The sequence below is a fragment of the Pseudomonas sp. COW5 genome, from assembly GCF_026240005.1.
GTDB classification, from domain to species: Bacteria; Pseudomonadota; Gammaproteobacteria; order Pseudomonadales; family Pseudomonadaceae; genus Aquipseudomonas; species Aquipseudomonas kribbensis.
This window is the reverse complement of sequence record NZ_JAPHVP010000001.1, coordinates 2848835-2865268: the sequence shown is the minus strand read 5'-3', so window position 1 is coordinate 2865268 and position 16434 is coordinate 2848835. Positions and strand designations below refer to the sequence as shown.

Here is a 16434-nt window from a genome sequence, read left to right as displayed (position 1 = left end):
CCGTTCCTTAAGCCGCATCGCGCTTGGCTTCGTTGCGGTAAGCCTCTACCGCCGCGATCAAGGCCTGAAGAATTTCCGCGCTTTCGCCGATCACCGACAGGTCGGCACGCTTGATCATGTCGCAGCCCGGATCGAGGTTGATCGCCACCACCTTGTCGCAGGCGCCGATGCCCTGCAGATGCTGGATCGCCCCGGAAATCCCCACGGCCACGTATACCCGTGCGGTGACCCAGGTGCCGGACGCGCCGACCTGGCGGTCGCGGGACATGAAGCCATCGTCCACGGCCACCCGCGAGGCGCCTTCGGTGGCACCGAGGGCGGCGGCGGTCTTGTGGAAAAGCTCCCAGTCCTTGACCCCGTTACCACCGGAGAAGATGAACTCGGCTTCGGCCATCGGGATCGCCGCCGGGTCCACCGCTACGGCACCCAGATCCTCGATCCGCGACAGGCTGCGCGCCACGGGTGTGGATAACTCCACCGGCAGCGCTTCGTGACGGGTTTCGCTGACTGGTTCGGCGCATTCGGCCGACGCCAGAATCAGCCGTGCCACCGGGCGGGCCAGATCCTGCAACCCGGCACCGGCGCGGCCGATGCACTCCTGATCCTTGACCTGCCACACCCGTGTGGCCGGACGCTCGCCCAGTGCAGCGGCAAAGCGCCGACCGAGTTCGCCGCCACCGCTGCGGCTGTCCGGCAGCAGCCAATGACGCGGGTTGAACTGGTTATCCACAGCCCGCAGGCCCTGGATCCGTTGCTCCGGTGCATAACCGCTGAATTCCTCGCCTTCCAGCACCAGCAAGCGGTCAACGCCCGCCGTGGCGAAAGCGTTTTCCTTTTGCTCGCCGAACACCACCGCCAGCACCGCGCCGTCGCTGCCGGCCAGTTGATGAGCCAGGCCAAGCAGGTCGCGGTCGTGGCTGCTCAAACGGCCGCCGACCATGTCCGGCACCACGCTGATGTAGAACGCCGGGGCCGGCACCTGATGCAGCGGCAATTGCACTTCGACCGCTGCCGAACGCTTGACCGCCCCGCCCTGCTGGGCGCCGCTGCGGTCGATGCGCTTGATGCCGTTCGGCCCGATGAAACCGATGCCGTGCAGGTTCTTGCGGATGATCCCGTTGGGGCCCATCCAGCTGTGTTGCGCCGGTTGCATGGCCGCGTGCAGCGGATGCAGGCGGTTGCGTGCGATCCATTCGGCGCGGGGGTCGCGGCGGATAATGTCGCTCATCAGTGGGCCTCCGCAGGTTCACGTTTGGCCGGGGTGGCAGGCTTGTTCGGCGCGGCGTCTTCGAGCAGCGCGTCGGCCACCAGTTCGGCGATGTCCTTGATCAATGGACGCGGTTCGACCACACCTTCGAGCATCGCCGTGCACTGTGGACAACCCACGGCCACCAGCTCGGCGCCGGTCTCGCGGATGTCTTCCATGCGCATGTCGGGAATCCGCTGCTTGCCCGGAATGTCGGTGATCGGCGCCCCGCCACCGCCGCCGCAGCAGCGCGAACGGAAGCCGGAACGCTGCATCTCTTTCACCTCGATACCGAGGGCGCGCAGCACTTCGCGCGGTGCTTCGTACTCGCCGTTGTAGCGGCCGAGGTAGCACGGATCGTGATAGGTCACGCTGTTGCCTTTGTGCTGACCGAGATTCAGCGCACCGGCCTGGATGATTTCCGCCAGATAAGTGCTGTGGTGCTGCACGAGGTAGTTGCCATCGAACGCGCCGTACTCGTTTTTCAGCACATGGAAACTGTGCGGGTCGCAGGTGACGATGCGGTTGAAGCTGTATTTGGCCAGCGTCTGGATATTGCGTTTGGCGAGCAACTGGAAGGTCGCCTCATCACCAAGACGCCGTGCCACGTCGCCGCTGTCGCGTTCTTCCAGCCCGAGTACCGCGAAGTCGACCTTGGCCGCTTTCAGCACTTTGACGAAGGCACGCAGGGTGCGCTGGTTGCGCATGTCGAAGGCACCGTCGCCGACCCAGAACAGCACGTCGGTGGACTTCTTCTCGCTGAGCAGGTTGAGGTTCAGGTCCGCCGCCCAGTTCATCCGCCCACCCGGGGCGAAACCGCCGGGGTTGTCGGTGGCAATCAGGTTTTCCAGGACTTCGGCGCCCTTGTTCGGGGTCGCGCCTTTTTCCAAAGTGAGGTGACGACGCATGTCGACGATGGCATCGACGTGCTCGATCATCATCGGGCACTCCTCGACGCAGGCACGGCAAGTGGTGCACGACCACAGGGTTTCGGCATCCACCAGACCGTTGACGATCGGTTGGTGCGGATTGCCTGAGTGTTCACCCACCGCTTTGCCCGGATAAGGACTGCCGGCGAACTGGGCATCGGTGCCGCCGGCGAGGCCGACGACCATGTCCTGAATCAGCTTTTTCGGGTTCAGCGGCTGGCCGGCGGCGAACGCCGGGCACGCCGCTTCGCACTTGCCGCACTGCACGCAGGCGTCGAAACCGAGCAACTGGTTCCAGGTGAAATCCTTGGGTTTTTCCACGCCCAGCGGCGCGGTTGGATCATTCAGATCCAGCGGTTTCAAACCGGTGGAACGGCCACCACCAAAACGCTCAGCGCGACGGTGCCAGGCCAGGTGCAAGGCACCGGCGAAGGCGTGCTTCATCGGGCCGCCCCAGGTCATGCCGAAGAACAGTTCCGACACGCCCCACAACACACCGATCCCGAGAATCGCTGCCAGCACCCAGCCGCCGAAGTTCTCCGGCAGGATCCCCGCCACCGGCAAGGTCACCAGGAAGAACGACGCCGAGAACGCCAGCAGGCTTTTCGGCAGGCGCATCCACGGGCCCTTCGACAGCCGCGACGGCGGGTTGAGCCGACGCCGATAAACGAAGATCGCCCCGACGAACATCACCGCCGTCATCAGCAGCAACGCGTAGCCGAGGATGCGGTTATGCAGGCCGAAACCGTGCACCAGAATCGCCAGCACAATCGACGCCACCGCGCCGCCCGCCGTGGCCACGTGGGTGTTGGCGATGTATTTGTCCCGCGCCACCACGTGGTGCAGATCGACCATGTAACGCTTGGGCATGGCGAACAGGCCGCCGATCAGATCGACCTTCGAGGCCCGGCCCCGACGCCACATGGCCACCCGCCGCAACGCACCCAGCACCGCGAGGGCCAGGGCTGCGAACAACAGGATTGGAAGAAGGGTGTTCAACATGGTGAAGCTCCCACCAGTACAGCCTGGAGAAACACGTTCGGCGTGTTCCTGTGGGAGCGGGCTTGCTCGCGAAAGCGCCGGGTCAGTCGATGCAGCGGTGACTGACAGAATGCATTCGCGGGCAAGCCCGCTCCCACAGGGTCATGTGCAAACCTTTAGAAGTCTTTGCACAACCGCAGGGCGTCATAGATCGCAGCGTGTGTATTACGCTGTGCCACGCAGTCACCGATGCGGAACAGCAGGTAACCGTCGCCAGTGCTGCTCAACGAAGGTTGCGGCTGGATCGCGAACAGCGCCTCGACATCGATCTGGCCCTTGTTGCGCGAGCCGTCCTTGAGCGCGTAGTAGATTTCTTCGTCCGGGCGCACGCCGTTCTCGACGACCACCTGATCCACCACCCGCTCTTCTTTGGCGCCGGTGTATTCGTTCTCCAGCACGGCGACGAGTTTGTCGCCTTCGCGGTAGACCTTCTCCAGCATCATGTCGCCGGTCATGATCACTTCTTTCGGGTACATGCTGCGGTAGTAGGTCGGGAACGACGTACCGCCGATGGCCACGCCCGGCTTGATGTCGTCGGTGACAATCTCGACCTGGCTGCCCTTGTCGGCGAGGAAGTCCGCCACCGACATCCCGGTGAACTCGCAAATGGTGTCGTAGACCAGCACGTTCTTGCCCGGCGCGACCTTACCGTCGAGCACGTCCCAGCTACTGACCACCAGCCCTTCGGCGGCGCCCCAGTGTTCGTTCTGCTCCAGGTACGGATGACCGCCGACCGCCAGCACCACGATGTCCGGACGCAGGTCCATGATGGTGTCGGCATCTGCGGCAGTGCCCAGACGCAGGTCGACTTTCAGCCGCGCCAGTTCCAGCTGGAACCAGCGGGTGATGCCAGCGATCTGGTCACGCTGCGGCGCTTTCGAAGCCGTGGTGATCTGCCCGCCGATGAATTCCTTCTTCTCGAACAGGGTCACGTCGTGGCCACGTTCGGCTGCCACGCGAGCAGCTTCCATTCCCGCCGGGCCGGCACCGACGATCACCACCTTGCGTTTCGGCCCGGTGGATTTCTCGATGATGTGCGGCACGCCCATGTATTCACGGGAAGTGGCGGCGTTCTGGATGCACAGCACGTCCAGACCTTGATACTGACGGTCGATGCAGTAGTTGGCGCCGACGCACTGTTTGATCTGGTCGATCTGCCCCATCTTGATCTTGGCGATCAGGTGCGGGTCGGCGATGTGGGCGCGGGTCATGCCGACCATATCGACGTAACCGCCTTCCAGAATCCGCGTGGCCTGGTTCGGGTCCTTGATGTTCTGCGCGTGCAACACCGGAACCTTGACCACTTCCTTGATCCCGGCCGCCAGGTGCAGGAACGGCTCCGGCGGGTAACTCATGTTCGGAATCACGTTGGCCAGGGTGTTGTGGGTGTCGCAACCCGAGCCGACGACGCCGATGAAATCGAGCATGCCGGTGTCGTCGTAATACTTGGCGATCTGCTTCATGTCCTCGTGGGACAGACCGTCCGGGTGGAACTCGTCACCGCAGATGCGCATGCCGACGCAGAAATCGTCACCGACTTCAGCACGTACGGCTTTCAACACTTCCAGACCGAACTTCATCCGGCCTTCAAAAGTGCCGCCCCATTCGTCGGTACGTTTGTTGACCCGTGGGCTCCAGAACTGGTCGATCATGTGCTGGTGCACGGCCGACAGTTCGACGCCGTCCAGACCACCGGCCTTGGCGCGACGCGCCGCTTGCGCGTAGTTGCCGATCACCCGCCAGATTTCTTCCGGCTCGATGGTCTTGCAGGTCGCGCGGTGCACCGGTTCGCGGATGCCCGACGGCGACATCAGGGTCGGCCAGTGGAAACCGTCCCAACGGGAGCGACGGCCCATGTGGGTAATCTGGATCATGATCTTGGCGCCATGCTTGTGCATGGCGTCGGCGAGATTCTGGAAGTGCGGGATGATCCGGTCGGTGGACAGGTTCACCGAACTCCACCATTGCTGCGGGCTGTCGATCGCCACCACGGACGAACCGCCACAGATCGCCAGGCCGATGCCGCCCTTGGCTTTCTCTTCGTAGTATTTGACGTACCGTTCGGTGGTCATGCCGCCGTCGGTCGCGTAGACCTCGGCGTGCGCGGTGCTGAGCACGCGGTTGCGGATGGTCAGTTTGCCAATTTGAATTGGCTGAAACATTGCTTCGAAAGCCATGGCGGGTTCCTCGACTTACAACGGCTTGACGGTGAACAGGCCGTCGTCGTGGCCTTCTTCGGAGCCACCGTAGACCTGCTCGGCCACGGTGCGGATCTTGCTGCCGCGCGCGGCGAGGATCTGATCCATGGCACCGGAAAACCAGCCGGTGAACATGTAGTCGACCTTGCGCCCGACCTTGCCGTAGACGTAGACGAACGCCGAGTGTTCGAGCTTGACGCTGGCGGTGCCTTTGTCGAGGTCGATGTCCTGGATCTTGAACAGGCCCCAGCCGCGCTGCGACAGGCGCTTCATGTAATGCTCGAACACCGCGACGCCTTCCAGGCCGTGGCATTCGGCTTCTTTTTCACACCAGTGCCAGGCGGATTTGTAGCCGGCCTTGTAGAGGATTTCGGCATAGGCGTCGGCGCCCAGCACTTCCTCGATGCCCATGTGGTTGTTGACGAAGAAATGCCGCGGCACGTACAGCATCGGCAGGGCGTCGGAGGTCCAGACACCGGTCTCGCTGTCGACTTCGATTGGCAATTGCGGGGCGATCTTGGCCATGGAAACTTAACTCCAGAAAAATTTTGGTGTTGCCCCCGGCACGGACGGCCGGGGGAAAGTATTCGGGAAGCGGCGGCTTATTCGCCCCAGACGTCCTTGAGGACGTTCACCCAGTTTTCGCCCATGATCTTGCGCACGACTCGCTCGGAGTGGCCGCGCTTGAGCAGGGTTTCGGTCAGGTTCGGGAACTCGCCGACGGTGCGGATGCCCAGCGGGTTGATGATCTTGCCGAAGTTGGTCAGACGGCGGGCGTAGCCCTTGTCGTGGGTCAGGTATTCGAAGAAGTCCTGACCGTGACCCTGGGTGAAGTCGGTGCCGATGCCGATGGCGTCTTCGCCGACGATGTTCATGGTGTATTCGATGGCTTCGGCGTAGTCGTCGATGGTCGAATCGATGCCCTTGGCGAGGAACGGCGCGAACATGGTCACGCCGACGAAACCGCCGTGGTCAGCAATGAACTTGAGCTCTTCATCGGACTTGTTGCGCGGGTGCTCTTTCAGCCCCGACGGCAGGCAGTGGGAATAGCAGACCGGTTTTTTCGATTCGAGGATGACTTCCTCGGAAGTCTTGGAGCCGACGTGGGACAGGTCGCACATGACGCCGACGCGGTTCATCTCGGCGACGATTTCGCGACCGAAGCCCGACAGGCCGCCGTCACGTTCGTAGCAACCGGTGCCCACCAGGTTCTGGGTGTTGTAGCACATCTGCACGATGCCGACGCCGAGCTGCTTGAACACCTCGACATAGCCGATCTGGTCTTCGAACGCATGGGCGTTCTGGAAGCCGAAGAGGATGCCGGTCTTGCCTTGCTCCTTGGCCTTGCGGATATCGGCGGTGGTACGGACGGGGATCACCAGGTCGCTGTTTTCGCGGATCAGTTTCTGGCTGGCGGCGATGTTGTTGACCGTGGCCTGAAAGCCCTCCCACACCGACACGGTGCAGTTGGCCGCCGTCAGACCGCCCTTGCGCATGTCTTCGAACAGCTCGCGGTTCCATTTGGCAATGATCAGACCGTCGATAACGATGCTGTCGGCGTGTAATTCGGCTGGGCTCATCAGGCGTCCCCTTATTGGCGATTCATGCGCCGAATCGTCTGCCGGCGCTTTGGGGCCAGCATATGCCTCGGTGCGCGACCAGCCGGGTGCAAAAACGACAGGGGAATTGCCGAAAGCGTCAATCCGCGACAAAGCGTCGCCAACCGGTCCGACCAGCCACCTGTTCAAGCCCGCGAGCTTGAGCCAGAATCTGGCGCATCTCGGAAACACCACTGGATTAGAGCGGCGACATCAATGAAATCGATCTTCCTGGCTTTGGCACTGATTGCGACCGGCGTACACGCCGCCGAAGAGTCCGACAACAACCCGTGCGACGCGGTGGAAAACGACGTCCAGACCCTGGAATGCTCGACCTACAGCCGCACCACCGCCGAAGACCTGCTCAAGGACAACTACAAAAACCTGAACGAGCGCATGCAGGCGACCTACGGCAAGAACCCCGCGCAACTGGCCGACATCACCGCCAAACTCAAGACCGCCCAGCAACAATGGCTGAAAACCCGCGACGCCGACTGCGCCGTCGAAGCCTTCCCGGCGACGGACGGCAGCAAGGCGTTCAAGATTGCGCAGAATGACTGCGTGGCGCGGATGAGTGACGAGCGGTCGGAGTTTTTGGAGTCGATAGGTCAGGAGTAACTGGAAGATGGAAAGCATGATTCCCCACGAAGTCGTTAGCCGCATCGTTGATGGCGCCCTCCCGGTTCGCGCCTGGCGCGAACATCTCAACCTGACTCAGGAAGAAGTGGCGAAACGCATGGGCATTTCGCAGCCAGCCTTCGCACAGCAGGAAACCGTTGCAAAGCCGCGCAAGGCCACTCGCGAGAAGATTGCCGCGGCGTTTGGCATCACCGCCAACCAGCTCGAGCTGTAAGCTGCACCTCTTCAGCCAATCAAGGGATTCACATGAACATCTGCGGTATCGAAATCAAAGGCAGTGAAGCGATCATCGCCGTGGCGTCCCTCGACGGTTCGGTGCTGAGCCATGTCGCTCTGAGCACCAAGAAAATCGCCCTGGACGATGACGACGAGGCGGCCAACGTCAAACTATTCGCCGCGCAGGTAGCTTCATTCGTGCGGGAGAACTCCATCGATCGCATCGCGATCAAGAAGCGCAGCAAGAAAGGCGAGTTTGCCGGTGGACCGACCACGTTCAAGATCGAGGGCGTGTTTCAGTTGCTGGACGGTTGCGAGGTGACGCTGCTGTCGCCGCAGACAATCAATGCCCAGGCCAAGAAGCACAATTTCGAGCTGCCGGGCACGCTGAACAAGTATCAGCATGAGGCTTACAAAGCGGCGTGCTCGGCGCTATTGAAGAAGTAACACGATCAAATGTGGGAGCGGGCTTGCTCGCGAAAGCAGTGTGTCAGTCCATGTATGAATTGATTGATCCACAGCCTTCGCGAGCAAGCCCGCTCCCACATTGGTTTGGCGTCTGGCTCAGGTCTGAGCAGTACGCCGATCCTCCCGTGGACACCGGGCAAATTTCGCCCGGTAGCTGCGGGTGAAATACGACGGTGATTCAAACCCGCAGGCGATGCTGACTTCCAGCACGCTCATGTCGGTCTGGCGCAACAGCTGCCGGGCCTTTTCCAGTCTCAAGCGCAGATAGAAGTTGCTCGGTGTGTCGTTCAGGTGCAGGCGGAACAGGCGCTCCAGTTGCCGCCGCGTCACCTTGATCGATTCCGCCAGTTCCAGGGTGGTCAGCGGCGGTTCGCTGTGCTGCTCCATCTCGCCGATCACATGCACCAGTTTCTTGTTGCTGATGCCGTAACGCGTGGCGACTTCCATGCGCTGGTGGTCCTTGCGAGGGCGAATCCGCCCCAATACAAACTGCTCGCTGACCTGGATCGCCAGTTGCGGGCCTTGGGCCTGGGCGATCAGGTCGAGCATCAGGTCGATGGACGCGGTGCCGCCAGCAGACGTGATGCGCCGACGGTCGATCTCGAACAGCTCCTGGGTGACGCTGAGCTGTGGATAAGATTCCTTGAAGGCATCGATGGCCTCCCAGTGCAGGGTCAGGCGATGACCATCGAGCAGGCCCGCCTCGGCGAGGACGAAGCTGCCGGTGTCGATGGCGCCGAGGGTCACGCCTTCGTTGTCCAGCCGGCGCAGCCAGTGCTCCAGTGCCGGAGTCGCGAATTTCAGCGGCTCGAACCCGGCGACCACCAGCAGCGTCGCCCCTTTCTTCAGCGGCTCCAGCGCCGCATCGGCGTTGACCGACATCCCGTTGCTCGCCAGCACCGCCCCGCCATCGGCGCTCAAGACGTGCCAGCGATACAGCTCGCCGCGAAAGCGGTTGGCCACCCGCAGCGGTTCGATCGCGGAGATGAAACCGATGGCGGAAAAACCCGGCATCAACAGAAAGTAGAAATCCTGGGACATGGTGCGCACTCGGTCAGCGGGTAGCGTGCAACGTTGATACGCCGTTTGCCGTCGGCGTTCAAGAGCACAGGTCGCTACAGTGCAAGAGCCAGTCGCCGCAGTGCGTTTTCACAGGGGCATTGCTGCGTAACTTGGCATCACCGGCGCATCAGACACCGGAACCCACAATAACGACCTGCCGAGGAACCCGACATGAAACGACTGATCAGCAGCTGTGTTCTCGCACTCAGCGGTACCGCGTTTTTAAGCGCCAGTGTCATGGCGGCCGAACCTGCGTCGTGCCAGAACGTGCGCATGGGCGTGGTCAACTGGACCGACGTGATCGCCACCAGCGCCATGACTCAGGTTCTGCTCGACGGCCTCGGCTACAGCACCAAACAGACCAGCGCCTCCCAGCAAATCATTTTCGCCGGCATTCGCGACCAGCGTCTGGATCTGTTCCTCGGCTACTGGAACCCGTTGATGACCCAGACCATCACCCCGTTCGTCGATGCCAATCAGGTCAAGGTCCTTCCGGCGCCGAGCCTTAAAGACGCCCGCGCCACCCTCGCCGTGCCGACCTATCTGGCGGACAAGGGCCTGAAAACTTTCGCCGACATCGCCAAGTTCGAGAAAGAACTGGGCGGCAAGATCTACGGCATCGAGCCAGGCTCGGGCGCCAACACCCAGATCAAGGCGATGATCGCCAAGAACCAGTTCGGCCTCGGCAAGTTCCAGCTCGTGGAATCCAGCGAAGCGGGCATGCTCGCCGCCGTCGACCGCGCCGTGCGCCGCAAGGAAGCCGTGGTGTTCTTCGGCTGGGCGCCGCACCCGATGAACGTCAACGTGCAAATGACTTATCTGACCGGCAGCGACGACGCGCTGGGCCCGAACGAAGGCATGGCCACCGTGTGGACCGTCACCGCGCCGAAATACGCCGAGCAATGCCCGAACGTCGGCCGCCTGCTGAGCAACCTGACGTTCACCGCCGAAGACGAGAGCCGGATGATGCAGCCGCTGCTCGATCACAAGGACGCTTTCGAATCGGCCAAACAATGGCTCAAGGATCACCCGCAGGACAAACAGCGCTGGCTCGAAGGCGTCACCACTTTCGATGGCAAACCGGCGGCTGAAAACCTCCAGCTCACCAGCAAATAAACCTCGATTGAAAAGCCCCTCACCCTAACCCTCTCCCGGAGGGAGAGGGAACTGACCGACGTTTCGCAGCCCGCGACGGGCTGCGAACAGACCCATCACGCCTGAAGGAAAACGCACCATGAACCACGACGTCATCATCACCTGCGCACTCACCGGTGCTGGCGACACGACCGCCAAGAGCCCTCACGTGCCGGTCACCCCGAAACAGATCGCCGCAGCCGCGGTGGAAGCGGCCAAGGCCGGCGCCACCGTCGTGCACTGCCACGTCCGTGACCCGCAGACCGGCAAGTTCAGCCGTGACGTGGCGCTGTACCGCGAAGTCATGGAGCGCATCCGCGAAGCCGACGTCGACCTCATCGTCAACCTCACCGCCGGCATGGGCGGCGACCTGGAAATCGGCCCGGGCGAGAACCCGATGGAGTTCGGCCCGAACACCGATCTGGTCGGCCCGCTGACCCGTCTGGCCCACGTCGAAGAGCTGCTGCCGGAAATCTGCACGCTGGATTGCGGCACCCTGAACTTCGGCGACGGCGACACCATTTATGTCTCCACCCCGGCACAGCTGCGCGCCGGTGCCAAACGCATCACCGAGCTGGGCGTGAAGGCGGAGCTGGAGATTTTCGACACCGGTCACCTGTGGTTCGCCAAACAGATGATCAAGGAAGGCCTGCTCGACAACCCGCTGTTCCAGCTGTGCCTGGGCATCCCGTGGGGCGCGCCGGCCGACACCACCACCATGAAAGCGATGGTCGACAACCTGCCCGCCGACGCGGTGTGGGCCGGCTTCGGCATCGGCCGGATGCAGATGCCGATGGCCGCGCAAGCGGTGCTGCTTGGCGGCAACGTGCGGGTCGGTCTGGAAGACAACCTGTGGCTGGATAAAGGCGTGCTGGCGACCAACGGCCAACTGGTCGAACGCGCCACCGAGATCCTCAGCCGCCTCGGCGCCCGCGTGCTGACCCCGGCTGAAGGTCGCAAGAAAATGGGCCTGACCCAGCGCGGCTGAAAACACCCTTTCCCCCGGTGGGCGGGCCATTGGCGCCCACCGTTTTTTTGCCTCATTCCAGGAAGTGACCATGAGCTTTATCACCGAAATCAAAACCTTCGCAGCACTGGGCAGCGGCGTCATCGGCAGCGGCTGGGTCGCCCGCGCCCTCGCCCACGGCCTCGACGTGGTGGCCTGGGACCCGGCGCCGGGTGCCGAAGCGGCGCTGCGCAAACGCGTGGCCAATGCCTGGGGTGCGCTGGAGAAAAATGGTTTGGCGCCGGGCGCTTCGCAGGATCGCCTGCGCTTTGTCGCGACCATTGAAGAATGCGTGCGTGACGCGGATTTCATCCAGGAAAGCGCCCCGGAACGCCTCGAACTGAAACTGGAACTGCACAGCAAGATCAGCGCAGCGGCCAAGCCGAATGCGCTGATCGGTTCCAGCACTTCGGGCCTGTTGCCGAGCGAGTTCTACGAGAGCTCGACCCACCCGGAACGTTGCGTGGTCGGCCACCCGTTCAACCCGGTTTACCTGCTGCCGCTGGTGGAAGTGGTCGGCGGCAAGAACACCGCGCCGGAAGCGGTTCAAGCGGCGATGAAAGTCTACGAATCCCTCGGCATGCGCCCGCTGCATGTGCGCAAGGAAGTGCCCGGCTTCATCGCCGACCGCCTGCTCGAAGCGCTGTGGCGCGAGGCTCTGCACCTGGTCAACGACGGGGTGGCGACCACCGGTGAAATCGACGATGCGATCCGCTTTGGCGCCGGTCTGCGCTGGTCGTTCATGGGTACGTTTTTGACTTACACCCTGGCCGGTGGCGATGCCGGCATGCGCCACTTCATGTCGCAGTTCGGCCCGGCGTTGCAGTTGCCGTGGACGTACCTGCCAGCACCGGAACTGACGGACAAATTGATCGACGATGTGGTGGATGGCACCAGCGATCAACTGGGCCGACACAGTATTTCGGCGCTGGAGCGCTATCGTGATGATTGTCTGCTGGCGGTGCTTGAGGCGGTGAAGACCACCAAAGAAAAGCATGGGATGAGTTTCAGCGAGTGATATGTCTGGCTTGAGACCGCCGCCCTCACCCTAGCCCTCTCCCGGGGGGAGAGGGGACTGACCGAGTTGTTCTTTAGAGTTACGCCGACCTGAAATACCGAGCTGAACACAGGCTTTGAAAAGCCCCCGATCTGCTCCCTTTCCCCTCTCCCCCTTGGGGAGAGGGCTGGGGTGAGGGGTGGCTTTTGATCTTGATGACCATTCAACTGCCGGAACCAACATCATGCCCACCCTCACCACCTACCAAACCAGAATCATCCCCGACTGGGTCGACTACAACGGTCACCTGCGCGACGCCTTCTACCTGCTGATCTTCAGCTACGCCACCGACGCCCTGATGGATCGCCTCGGCATGGACAGCAACAACCGCGAAGCCAGCGGAAACTCGCTGTTCACCCTCGAACTGCACCTCAACTACCTGCACGAAGTGAAGCTCGATGCCGAAGTCGAAGTGCGCACGCAGATCATCGGCCACGACCAGAAACGCCTGCACCTCTATCACAGCCTGCACCTGGCCGGCGGTGACAAGGAGCTGGCCGGCAACGAACAAATGCTGCTGCACGTCGACCTCGCAGGGCCGCGCTCCGCGCCGTTCACCCCGGACACCCTGGGCCGTCTGCAAGCCATCGTCGCCGAGCAGGCCGACCTGTCCGCCCCGGCTTACATCGGCCGGGTCATCGCATTGCCGCCAGCCCGGTAAATCCATCCAACGCAAGGAGCCGCCATGCAAACCGCCGCCGCAGTTGCCGATTTCCGTACTTATCCGTTGATCAGCGCGCTGAACGGCGTGCAGAACCTGGCGGATCGCATTCTGATCGAATGGGCCGACGGCCGCGTCAGCCCGTTCCACCACGTGTGGCTGCGGGACAACTGCCCGTGTCCGCAGTGCGTCTACAGCGTTACCCGTGAGCAGGTGTTCGAGATCGTCGATGCGGCGCAGGACCTGTCGCCCTCCGCCGCGCATATCGACACCGATGGCTGCCTGCGTATCGACTGGCAGGACGGCCACCTGAGTCGCTTCGATGCAGGCTGGTTGCGGGCCCACGCCTATGACGATGAATCCCGTGCCGAACGCCTCGCCACCAAGCCGAAACCTTTCCTGTGGCACAGCGATTTGCAGTTGCCGGTGTTCGACTATTCAGCGCTGATGAACGACAACGCCGCACTGCTGCAATGGTTGCTGGCGGTACGCGACATCGGCCTGACTCAGGTCCGCGGCGTGCCCACCGAACCCGGCTCGCTGAAGCTGATCGCCCAGCGCATTTCGTTCATTCGCGAGAGCAATTTCGGTGTGCTGTTCAATGTGCAATCCAAGGCCGACGCCGACAGCAATGCCTACACCGCATTCAACCTGCCATTGCACACGGACCTGCCGACCCGCGAGCTGCAACCGGGCCTGCAATTTCTGCATTGTCTGGTGAACGACGCCGAGGGTGGCGAGAGCATTTTCGTCGACGGTTTTGCGATTGCCGAAGCGTTGCGTCTGGAGGATCCCGCATCGTTTCAGGCGCTGTGCGAGATTCCGGTGGAGTTTCGCAACAAGGACCGCCACAGCGACTATCGCTGCCTCGCGCCGATCATCGCCCTCGATGCCTTGGGCCGGGTTGCAGAAATCCGCATGGCCAACTTTCTGCGCGGCGCATTCGACACGTCCGTGGAGCAAATGCCCGTGCTGTATCGAGCGTATCGACGCTTCATCGCCATGACCCGCGAGCCGCGCTTCCGGGTGATGCAACGACTCAATCCCGGCGAGTTGTGGTGCTTCGACAACCGCCGAACCCTGCATGCGCGCAATGCGTTCGACCCGTCCACCGGCGCCCGGCATTTTCAGGGCTGCTACATCGATCGGGACGAGTTGCTGTCGCGGATTCTGGTGTTGCAGCGCTAGACCGCGCCAGCGTTATTGCAGGCAAAAAAAGCCCCGATACAAGCCGTGACAGGATCGGGGCGAGGGTACTGTTGAGGAGCTGCCATGCCGAGGGTGACCAAACCTTCGTGAAGCGAGCTGAGGCCAGTGTGCCCACTCCCCTGGCCGGCAAGTTAGCCGAAAACGACATGCTCATAGCCAATGTGGACACTGCGACAAATCGCCCTTGCCGTGCCTGTGCGGGCCTACCAGAATCGAGCCACGACCTCCGTTGCCAAAGAAGGATTCGCGTCATGATGTATGCCGATTTGATCGATCAGGAAGACCTGTTGGGCCAACTCAAGTCGTTGGGATTCGAAGTACCGTCCGGCTCCACGGCCCAGCAGGCCTGCGAGTGCGCCGTGCGCGGTCTGGACGATGTGCGGGCCAATACCCTGCGCACCATGGTCAAGCAGATGTACACCAGCAGCGCGAGCATCCAGCCGATCGTGCGTGAAGCCATCGACAAACAGTTGCTGCCGGCCCTGGCGCAGTACCAGCAGACCCGCGCCTGATACCTGTCCGAAAAAAAGATCGCAGCCTGCGACAGTGCCTTTCCTGAAGGCGCTGTCGCAGGCTGCGATCTTTCGTTTTAGAGGCGCACGCTGGCGAAGGTCGACTCGTTGCGCGCCTGGCTCAGCGCCGACATCGGCCCGGACAGCGGCGACATCACGATGGCTTGCGGCAGCGGCAGCATCGCCACCTGCTGGGTGGTGTTGGAGCCGACGCGCTCGTCACGCGGCGGGATGCCGAAGTATTCGCGATAGCACTTGGAGAAGTGCGGCGTCGACACGAACCCGCAGACCGACGCCACTTCGATGATCGACATCGGCGTCTGCTTGAGCAGTTGCCGGGCACGGATCAGGCGCAGCTTGAGGTAGTAGCGCGACGGCGAGCAGTGCAGGTATTTCTGGAACAGGCGCTCGAGCTGGCGACGGGACACGGCGACGTACACCGCCAGTTCGTCGAGGTCGATCGGCTCTTCCAGGTTGGCTTCCATCAGCGCAACGATTTCCTGCAGTTTCGGCTGGTTGGTGCCGAGCATGTGCTTGAGCGGCACGCGCTGGTGATCCTGCTCGTTGCGAATGCGCTCGTAGACGAACATCTCGGAGATCGCGGCGGACAGTTCACGGCCGTGATCGCGGCTGATCAGATGCAGCATCATGTCCAGCGGCGCGGTGCCGCCGGAGCTGGTGAAACGGTTGCGGTCGAGGGTGAACAGACGGGTGCTCATCGCCACGCGCGGGAAAGCTTCCTGCATGGCCGCCAGACATTCCCAGTGCACGCTGCAATCGAAGCCGTCGAGCAGGCCGGCGCAGGCCAGTGCCCAACTGCCGGTGCACACGGCGCCGAGGCGACGGGACTGGCGCGCCTGGCTTTGCAGCCACGAGACGTGTTCACGGGTAACGGTGCGTTGAATGCCGATCCCGCCGCACACGATGATGGTGTCGAGGGCCGGGGCTTTGTGCATGGAGGCGTCGGGGGTGATCTGCAGACCGTCACTGGCCCAGACCTGGCCGCCATCAACGGTGAGGGTGGTCCAGCGATACAGCTCGCGACCGGACAACTGGTTGGCCATGCGCAGCGGTTCGACTGCGGAAGCCAGGGAAATCAGTGTGAAATTGTCCAGCAGCAGAAAGCCGATGGATTGAGGCGCACGGTTCTGGGGTTGAGCCCCGGAGTTGAACGACGTCATCGCGGTATCTCCTCACACAAAGCAGGTGATGGCCTCAGGCGGAGGCTCTTGTTATTGCCATCGTTCTCTTGCGTGAGACGGGGCTTTGTTATGACAGAGCAATTGCCATGCCTAAAATTGAATGGCTGTTCAATAACTCCTGAAAACGACGTCGCGACGCGTCTATACAAGCCGTCCGACGAAAGGTTGTTCGAAGTGCCATCAGCGGCGGTGAAAGCCCTGCCCCGGCGTGCGTGAGCAGATCGGTAGCACTTGTGGGAACAGGGCTGCGGGGGAT

The 16434-nt window shown here is 62.4% G+C and carries 15 protein-coding genes and 1 pseudogene; 9 read left to right on the top strand and 7 right to left on the bottom strand.

Going from position 1 to position 16434, the window contains the following annotated elements:
• Window positions 1–7 precede the first annotated feature (7 nt).
• From OQ248_RS13035 to OQ248_RS13015, 5 genes are all read right to left on the bottom strand, one after another.
• Entirely contained in the window at window positions 8–1228 is a 1221-nt protein-coding gene (locus OQ248_RS13035; protein WP_265813035.1) for an electron transfer flavoprotein subunit alpha/FixB family protein, read from the bottom strand.
• Complete coding sequence (dgcB, locus tag OQ248_RS13030) at window positions 1228–3177, bottom strand: dimethylglycine demethylation protein DgcB (RefSeq protein WP_265813034.1); 1950 nt, start codon at window positions 3175–3177, stop codon at window positions 1228–1230. The genes OQ248_RS13035 and dgcB overlap by 1 nt, the downstream gene beginning before the upstream one ends.
• A gap of 155 nt (window positions 3178–3332) precedes the next feature.
• The gene (dgcA, locus tag OQ248_RS13025) at window positions 3333–5393 is read right to left on the bottom strand and encodes a dimethylglycine demethylation protein DgcA (protein ID WP_011336289.1); all 2061 of its coding nucleotides are present in this window, start codon (window positions 5391–5393) and stop codon (window positions 3333–3335) included.
• A 15-nt stretch (window positions 5394–5408) separates the two neighbouring features.
• Window positions 5409–5939: a DUF5943 domain-containing protein gene (locus tag OQ248_RS13020; RefSeq protein WP_265813033.1), complete on the bottom strand. Its 531-nt coding sequence runs from the start codon at window positions 5937–5939 to the stop codon at window positions 5409–5411.
• Between the two features lie 77 nt (window positions 5940–6016).
• Window positions 6017–6994, bottom strand: a complete 978-nt coding sequence (locus OQ248_RS13015; RefSeq protein ID WP_007959776.1) for a dipeptidase — start codon at window positions 6992–6994, stop codon at window positions 6017–6019.
• Window positions 6995–7228: 234 nt separating this feature from the next.
• On the opposite strand from OQ248_RS13015, the gene OQ248_RS13010 reads away from it, so the two are divergent.
• The 3 genes and pseudogenes from OQ248_RS13010 to OQ248_RS13000 all read left to right on the top strand — a co-directional run bounded on the left by OQ248_RS13010 (window position 7229) and on the right by OQ248_RS13000 (window position 8314).
• Window positions 7229–7630 (top strand): lysozyme inhibitor LprI family protein, encoded by a 402-nt coding sequence (locus OQ248_RS13010; protein WP_265813032.1) that lies wholly within the window; start codon window positions 7229–7231, stop codon window positions 7628–7630.
• A gap of 4 nt (window positions 7631–7634) precedes the next feature.
• Window positions 7635–7865: pseudogene (locus tag OQ248_RS13005) on the top strand (helix-turn-helix transcriptional regulator); the annotation flags it as partial.
• A 32-nt stretch (window positions 7866–7897) separates the two neighbouring features.
• A complete protein-coding gene (locus OQ248_RS13000; RefSeq protein ID WP_085688587.1) occupies window positions 7898–8314 on the top strand; it encodes a DUF3010 family protein in 417 nt (138 codons plus the stop codon).
• A 117-nt stretch (window positions 8315–8431) separates the two neighbouring features.
• On the opposite strand, the gene OQ248_RS12995 is transcribed toward OQ248_RS13000, so the two are convergent.
• Window positions 8432–9376, bottom strand: coding sequence for a GlxA family transcriptional regulator (locus OQ248_RS12995; protein ID WP_265813030.1), 945 nt, complete (start codon window positions 9374–9376; stop codon window positions 8432–8434).
• Window positions 9377–9568: 192 nt separating this feature from the next.
• Here OQ248_RS12995 and OQ248_RS12990 point away from each other — a divergent pair, with 192 nt between their 5' ends.
• From OQ248_RS12990 to OQ248_RS12965, 6 genes are all read left to right on the top strand, one after another.
• The gene (locus OQ248_RS12990; protein ID WP_248742253.1) at window positions 9569–10513 is read left to right on the top strand and encodes a choline ABC transporter substrate-binding protein; all 945 of its coding nucleotides are present in this window, start codon (window positions 9569–9571) and stop codon (window positions 10511–10513) included.
• 118 nt (window positions 10514–10631) lie between these two features.
• Entirely contained in the window at window positions 10632–11519 is an 888-nt protein-coding gene (locus OQ248_RS12985; protein WP_265813029.1) for a 3-keto-5-aminohexanoate cleavage protein, read from the top strand.
• Window positions 11520–11589: 70 nt separating this feature from the next.
• A complete protein-coding gene (locus OQ248_RS12980) occupies window positions 11590–12555 on the top strand; it encodes an L-carnitine dehydrogenase (RefSeq protein ID WP_007959763.1) in 966 nt (321 codons plus the stop codon).
• Between the two features lie 223 nt (window positions 12556–12778).
• A complete protein-coding gene (locus tag OQ248_RS12975) occupies window positions 12779–13255 on the top strand; it encodes a thioesterase family protein (protein ID WP_265813028.1) in 477 nt (158 codons plus the stop codon).
• 24 nt (window positions 13256–13279) lie between these two features.
• Window positions 13280–14443, top strand: a complete 1164-nt coding sequence (locus OQ248_RS12970) for a gamma-butyrobetaine dioxygenase (protein WP_265813027.1) — start codon at window positions 13280–13282, stop codon at window positions 14441–14443.
• Between the two features lie 272 nt (window positions 14444–14715).
• Window positions 14716–14976, top strand: coding sequence for a hypothetical protein (locus OQ248_RS12965; RefSeq protein WP_085688602.1), 261 nt, complete (start codon window positions 14716–14718; stop codon window positions 14974–14976).
• 77 nt (window positions 14977–15053) lie between these two features.
• On the opposite strand, the gene OQ248_RS12960 is transcribed toward OQ248_RS12965, so the two are convergent.
• The gene (locus OQ248_RS12960) at window positions 15054–16157 is read right to left on the bottom strand and encodes a GlxA family transcriptional regulator (protein WP_065260190.1); all 1104 of its coding nucleotides are present in this window, start codon (window positions 16155–16157) and stop codon (window positions 15054–15056) included.
• Window positions 16158–16434: the final 277 nt, after the last annotated feature.

Excerpts from the sequence above, each read along its gene's own strand:
- OQ248_RS12970 (WP_265813027.1), top strand. The coding sequence starts at position 13,280 with ATGCAAACCGCCGCCGCAGTTGCCGATTTCCGTACTTATCCGTTGATC.
- OQ248_RS13020 (WP_265813033.1), bottom strand. The coding sequence starts at position 5,939 with ATGGCCAAGATCGCCCCGCAATTGCCAATCGAAGTCGACAGCGAGACC.
- OQ248_RS13015 (WP_007959776.1), bottom strand. The coding sequence starts at position 6,994 with ATGAGCCCAGCCGAATTACACGCCGACAGCATCGTTATCGACGGTCTG.
- OQ248_RS12985 (WP_265813029.1), top strand. The coding sequence starts at position 10,632 with ATGAACCACGACGTCATCATCACCTGCGCACTCACCGGTGCTGGCGAC.
- OQ248_RS12975 (WP_265813028.1), top strand. The coding sequence starts at position 12,779 with ATGCCCACCCTCACCACCTACCAAACCAGAATCATCCCCGACTGGGTC.
- OQ248_RS13010 (WP_265813032.1), top strand. The coding sequence starts at position 7,229 with ATGAAATCGATCTTCCTGGCTTTGGCACTGATTGCGACCGGCGTACAC.
- dgcA (WP_011336289.1), bottom strand. The coding sequence starts at position 5,393 with ATGGCTTTCGAAGCAATGTTTCAGCCAATTCAAATTGGCAAACTGACC.
- OQ248_RS12960 (WP_065260190.1), bottom strand. The coding sequence starts at position 16,157 with ATGACGTCGTTCAACTCCGGGGCTCAACCCCAGAACCGTGCGCCTCAA.
- OQ248_RS13035 (WP_265813035.1), bottom strand. The coding sequence starts at position 1,228 with ATGAGCGACATTATCCGCCGCGACCCCCGCGCCGAATGGATCGCACGC.
- OQ248_RS13000 (WP_085688587.1), top strand. The coding sequence starts at position 7,898 with ATGAACATCTGCGGTATCGAAATCAAAGGCAGTGAAGCGATCATCGCC.
- OQ248_RS12995 (WP_265813030.1), bottom strand. The coding sequence starts at position 9,376 with ATGTCCCAGGATTTCTACTTTCTGTTGATGCCGGGTTTTTCCGCCATC.
- OQ248_RS12965 (WP_085688602.1), top strand. The coding sequence starts at position 14,716 with ATGATGTATGCCGATTTGATCGATCAGGAAGACCTGTTGGGCCAACTC.
- OQ248_RS12990 (WP_248742253.1), top strand. The coding sequence starts at position 9,569 with ATGAAACGACTGATCAGCAGCTGTGTTCTCGCACTCAGCGGTACCGCG.
- OQ248_RS12980 (WP_007959763.1), top strand. The coding sequence starts at position 11,590 with ATGAGCTTTATCACCGAAATCAAAACCTTCGCAGCACTGGGCAGCGGC.
- dgcB (WP_265813034.1), bottom strand. The coding sequence starts at position 3,177 with ATGTTGAACACCCTTCTTCCAATCCTGTTGTTCGCAGCCCTGGCCCTC.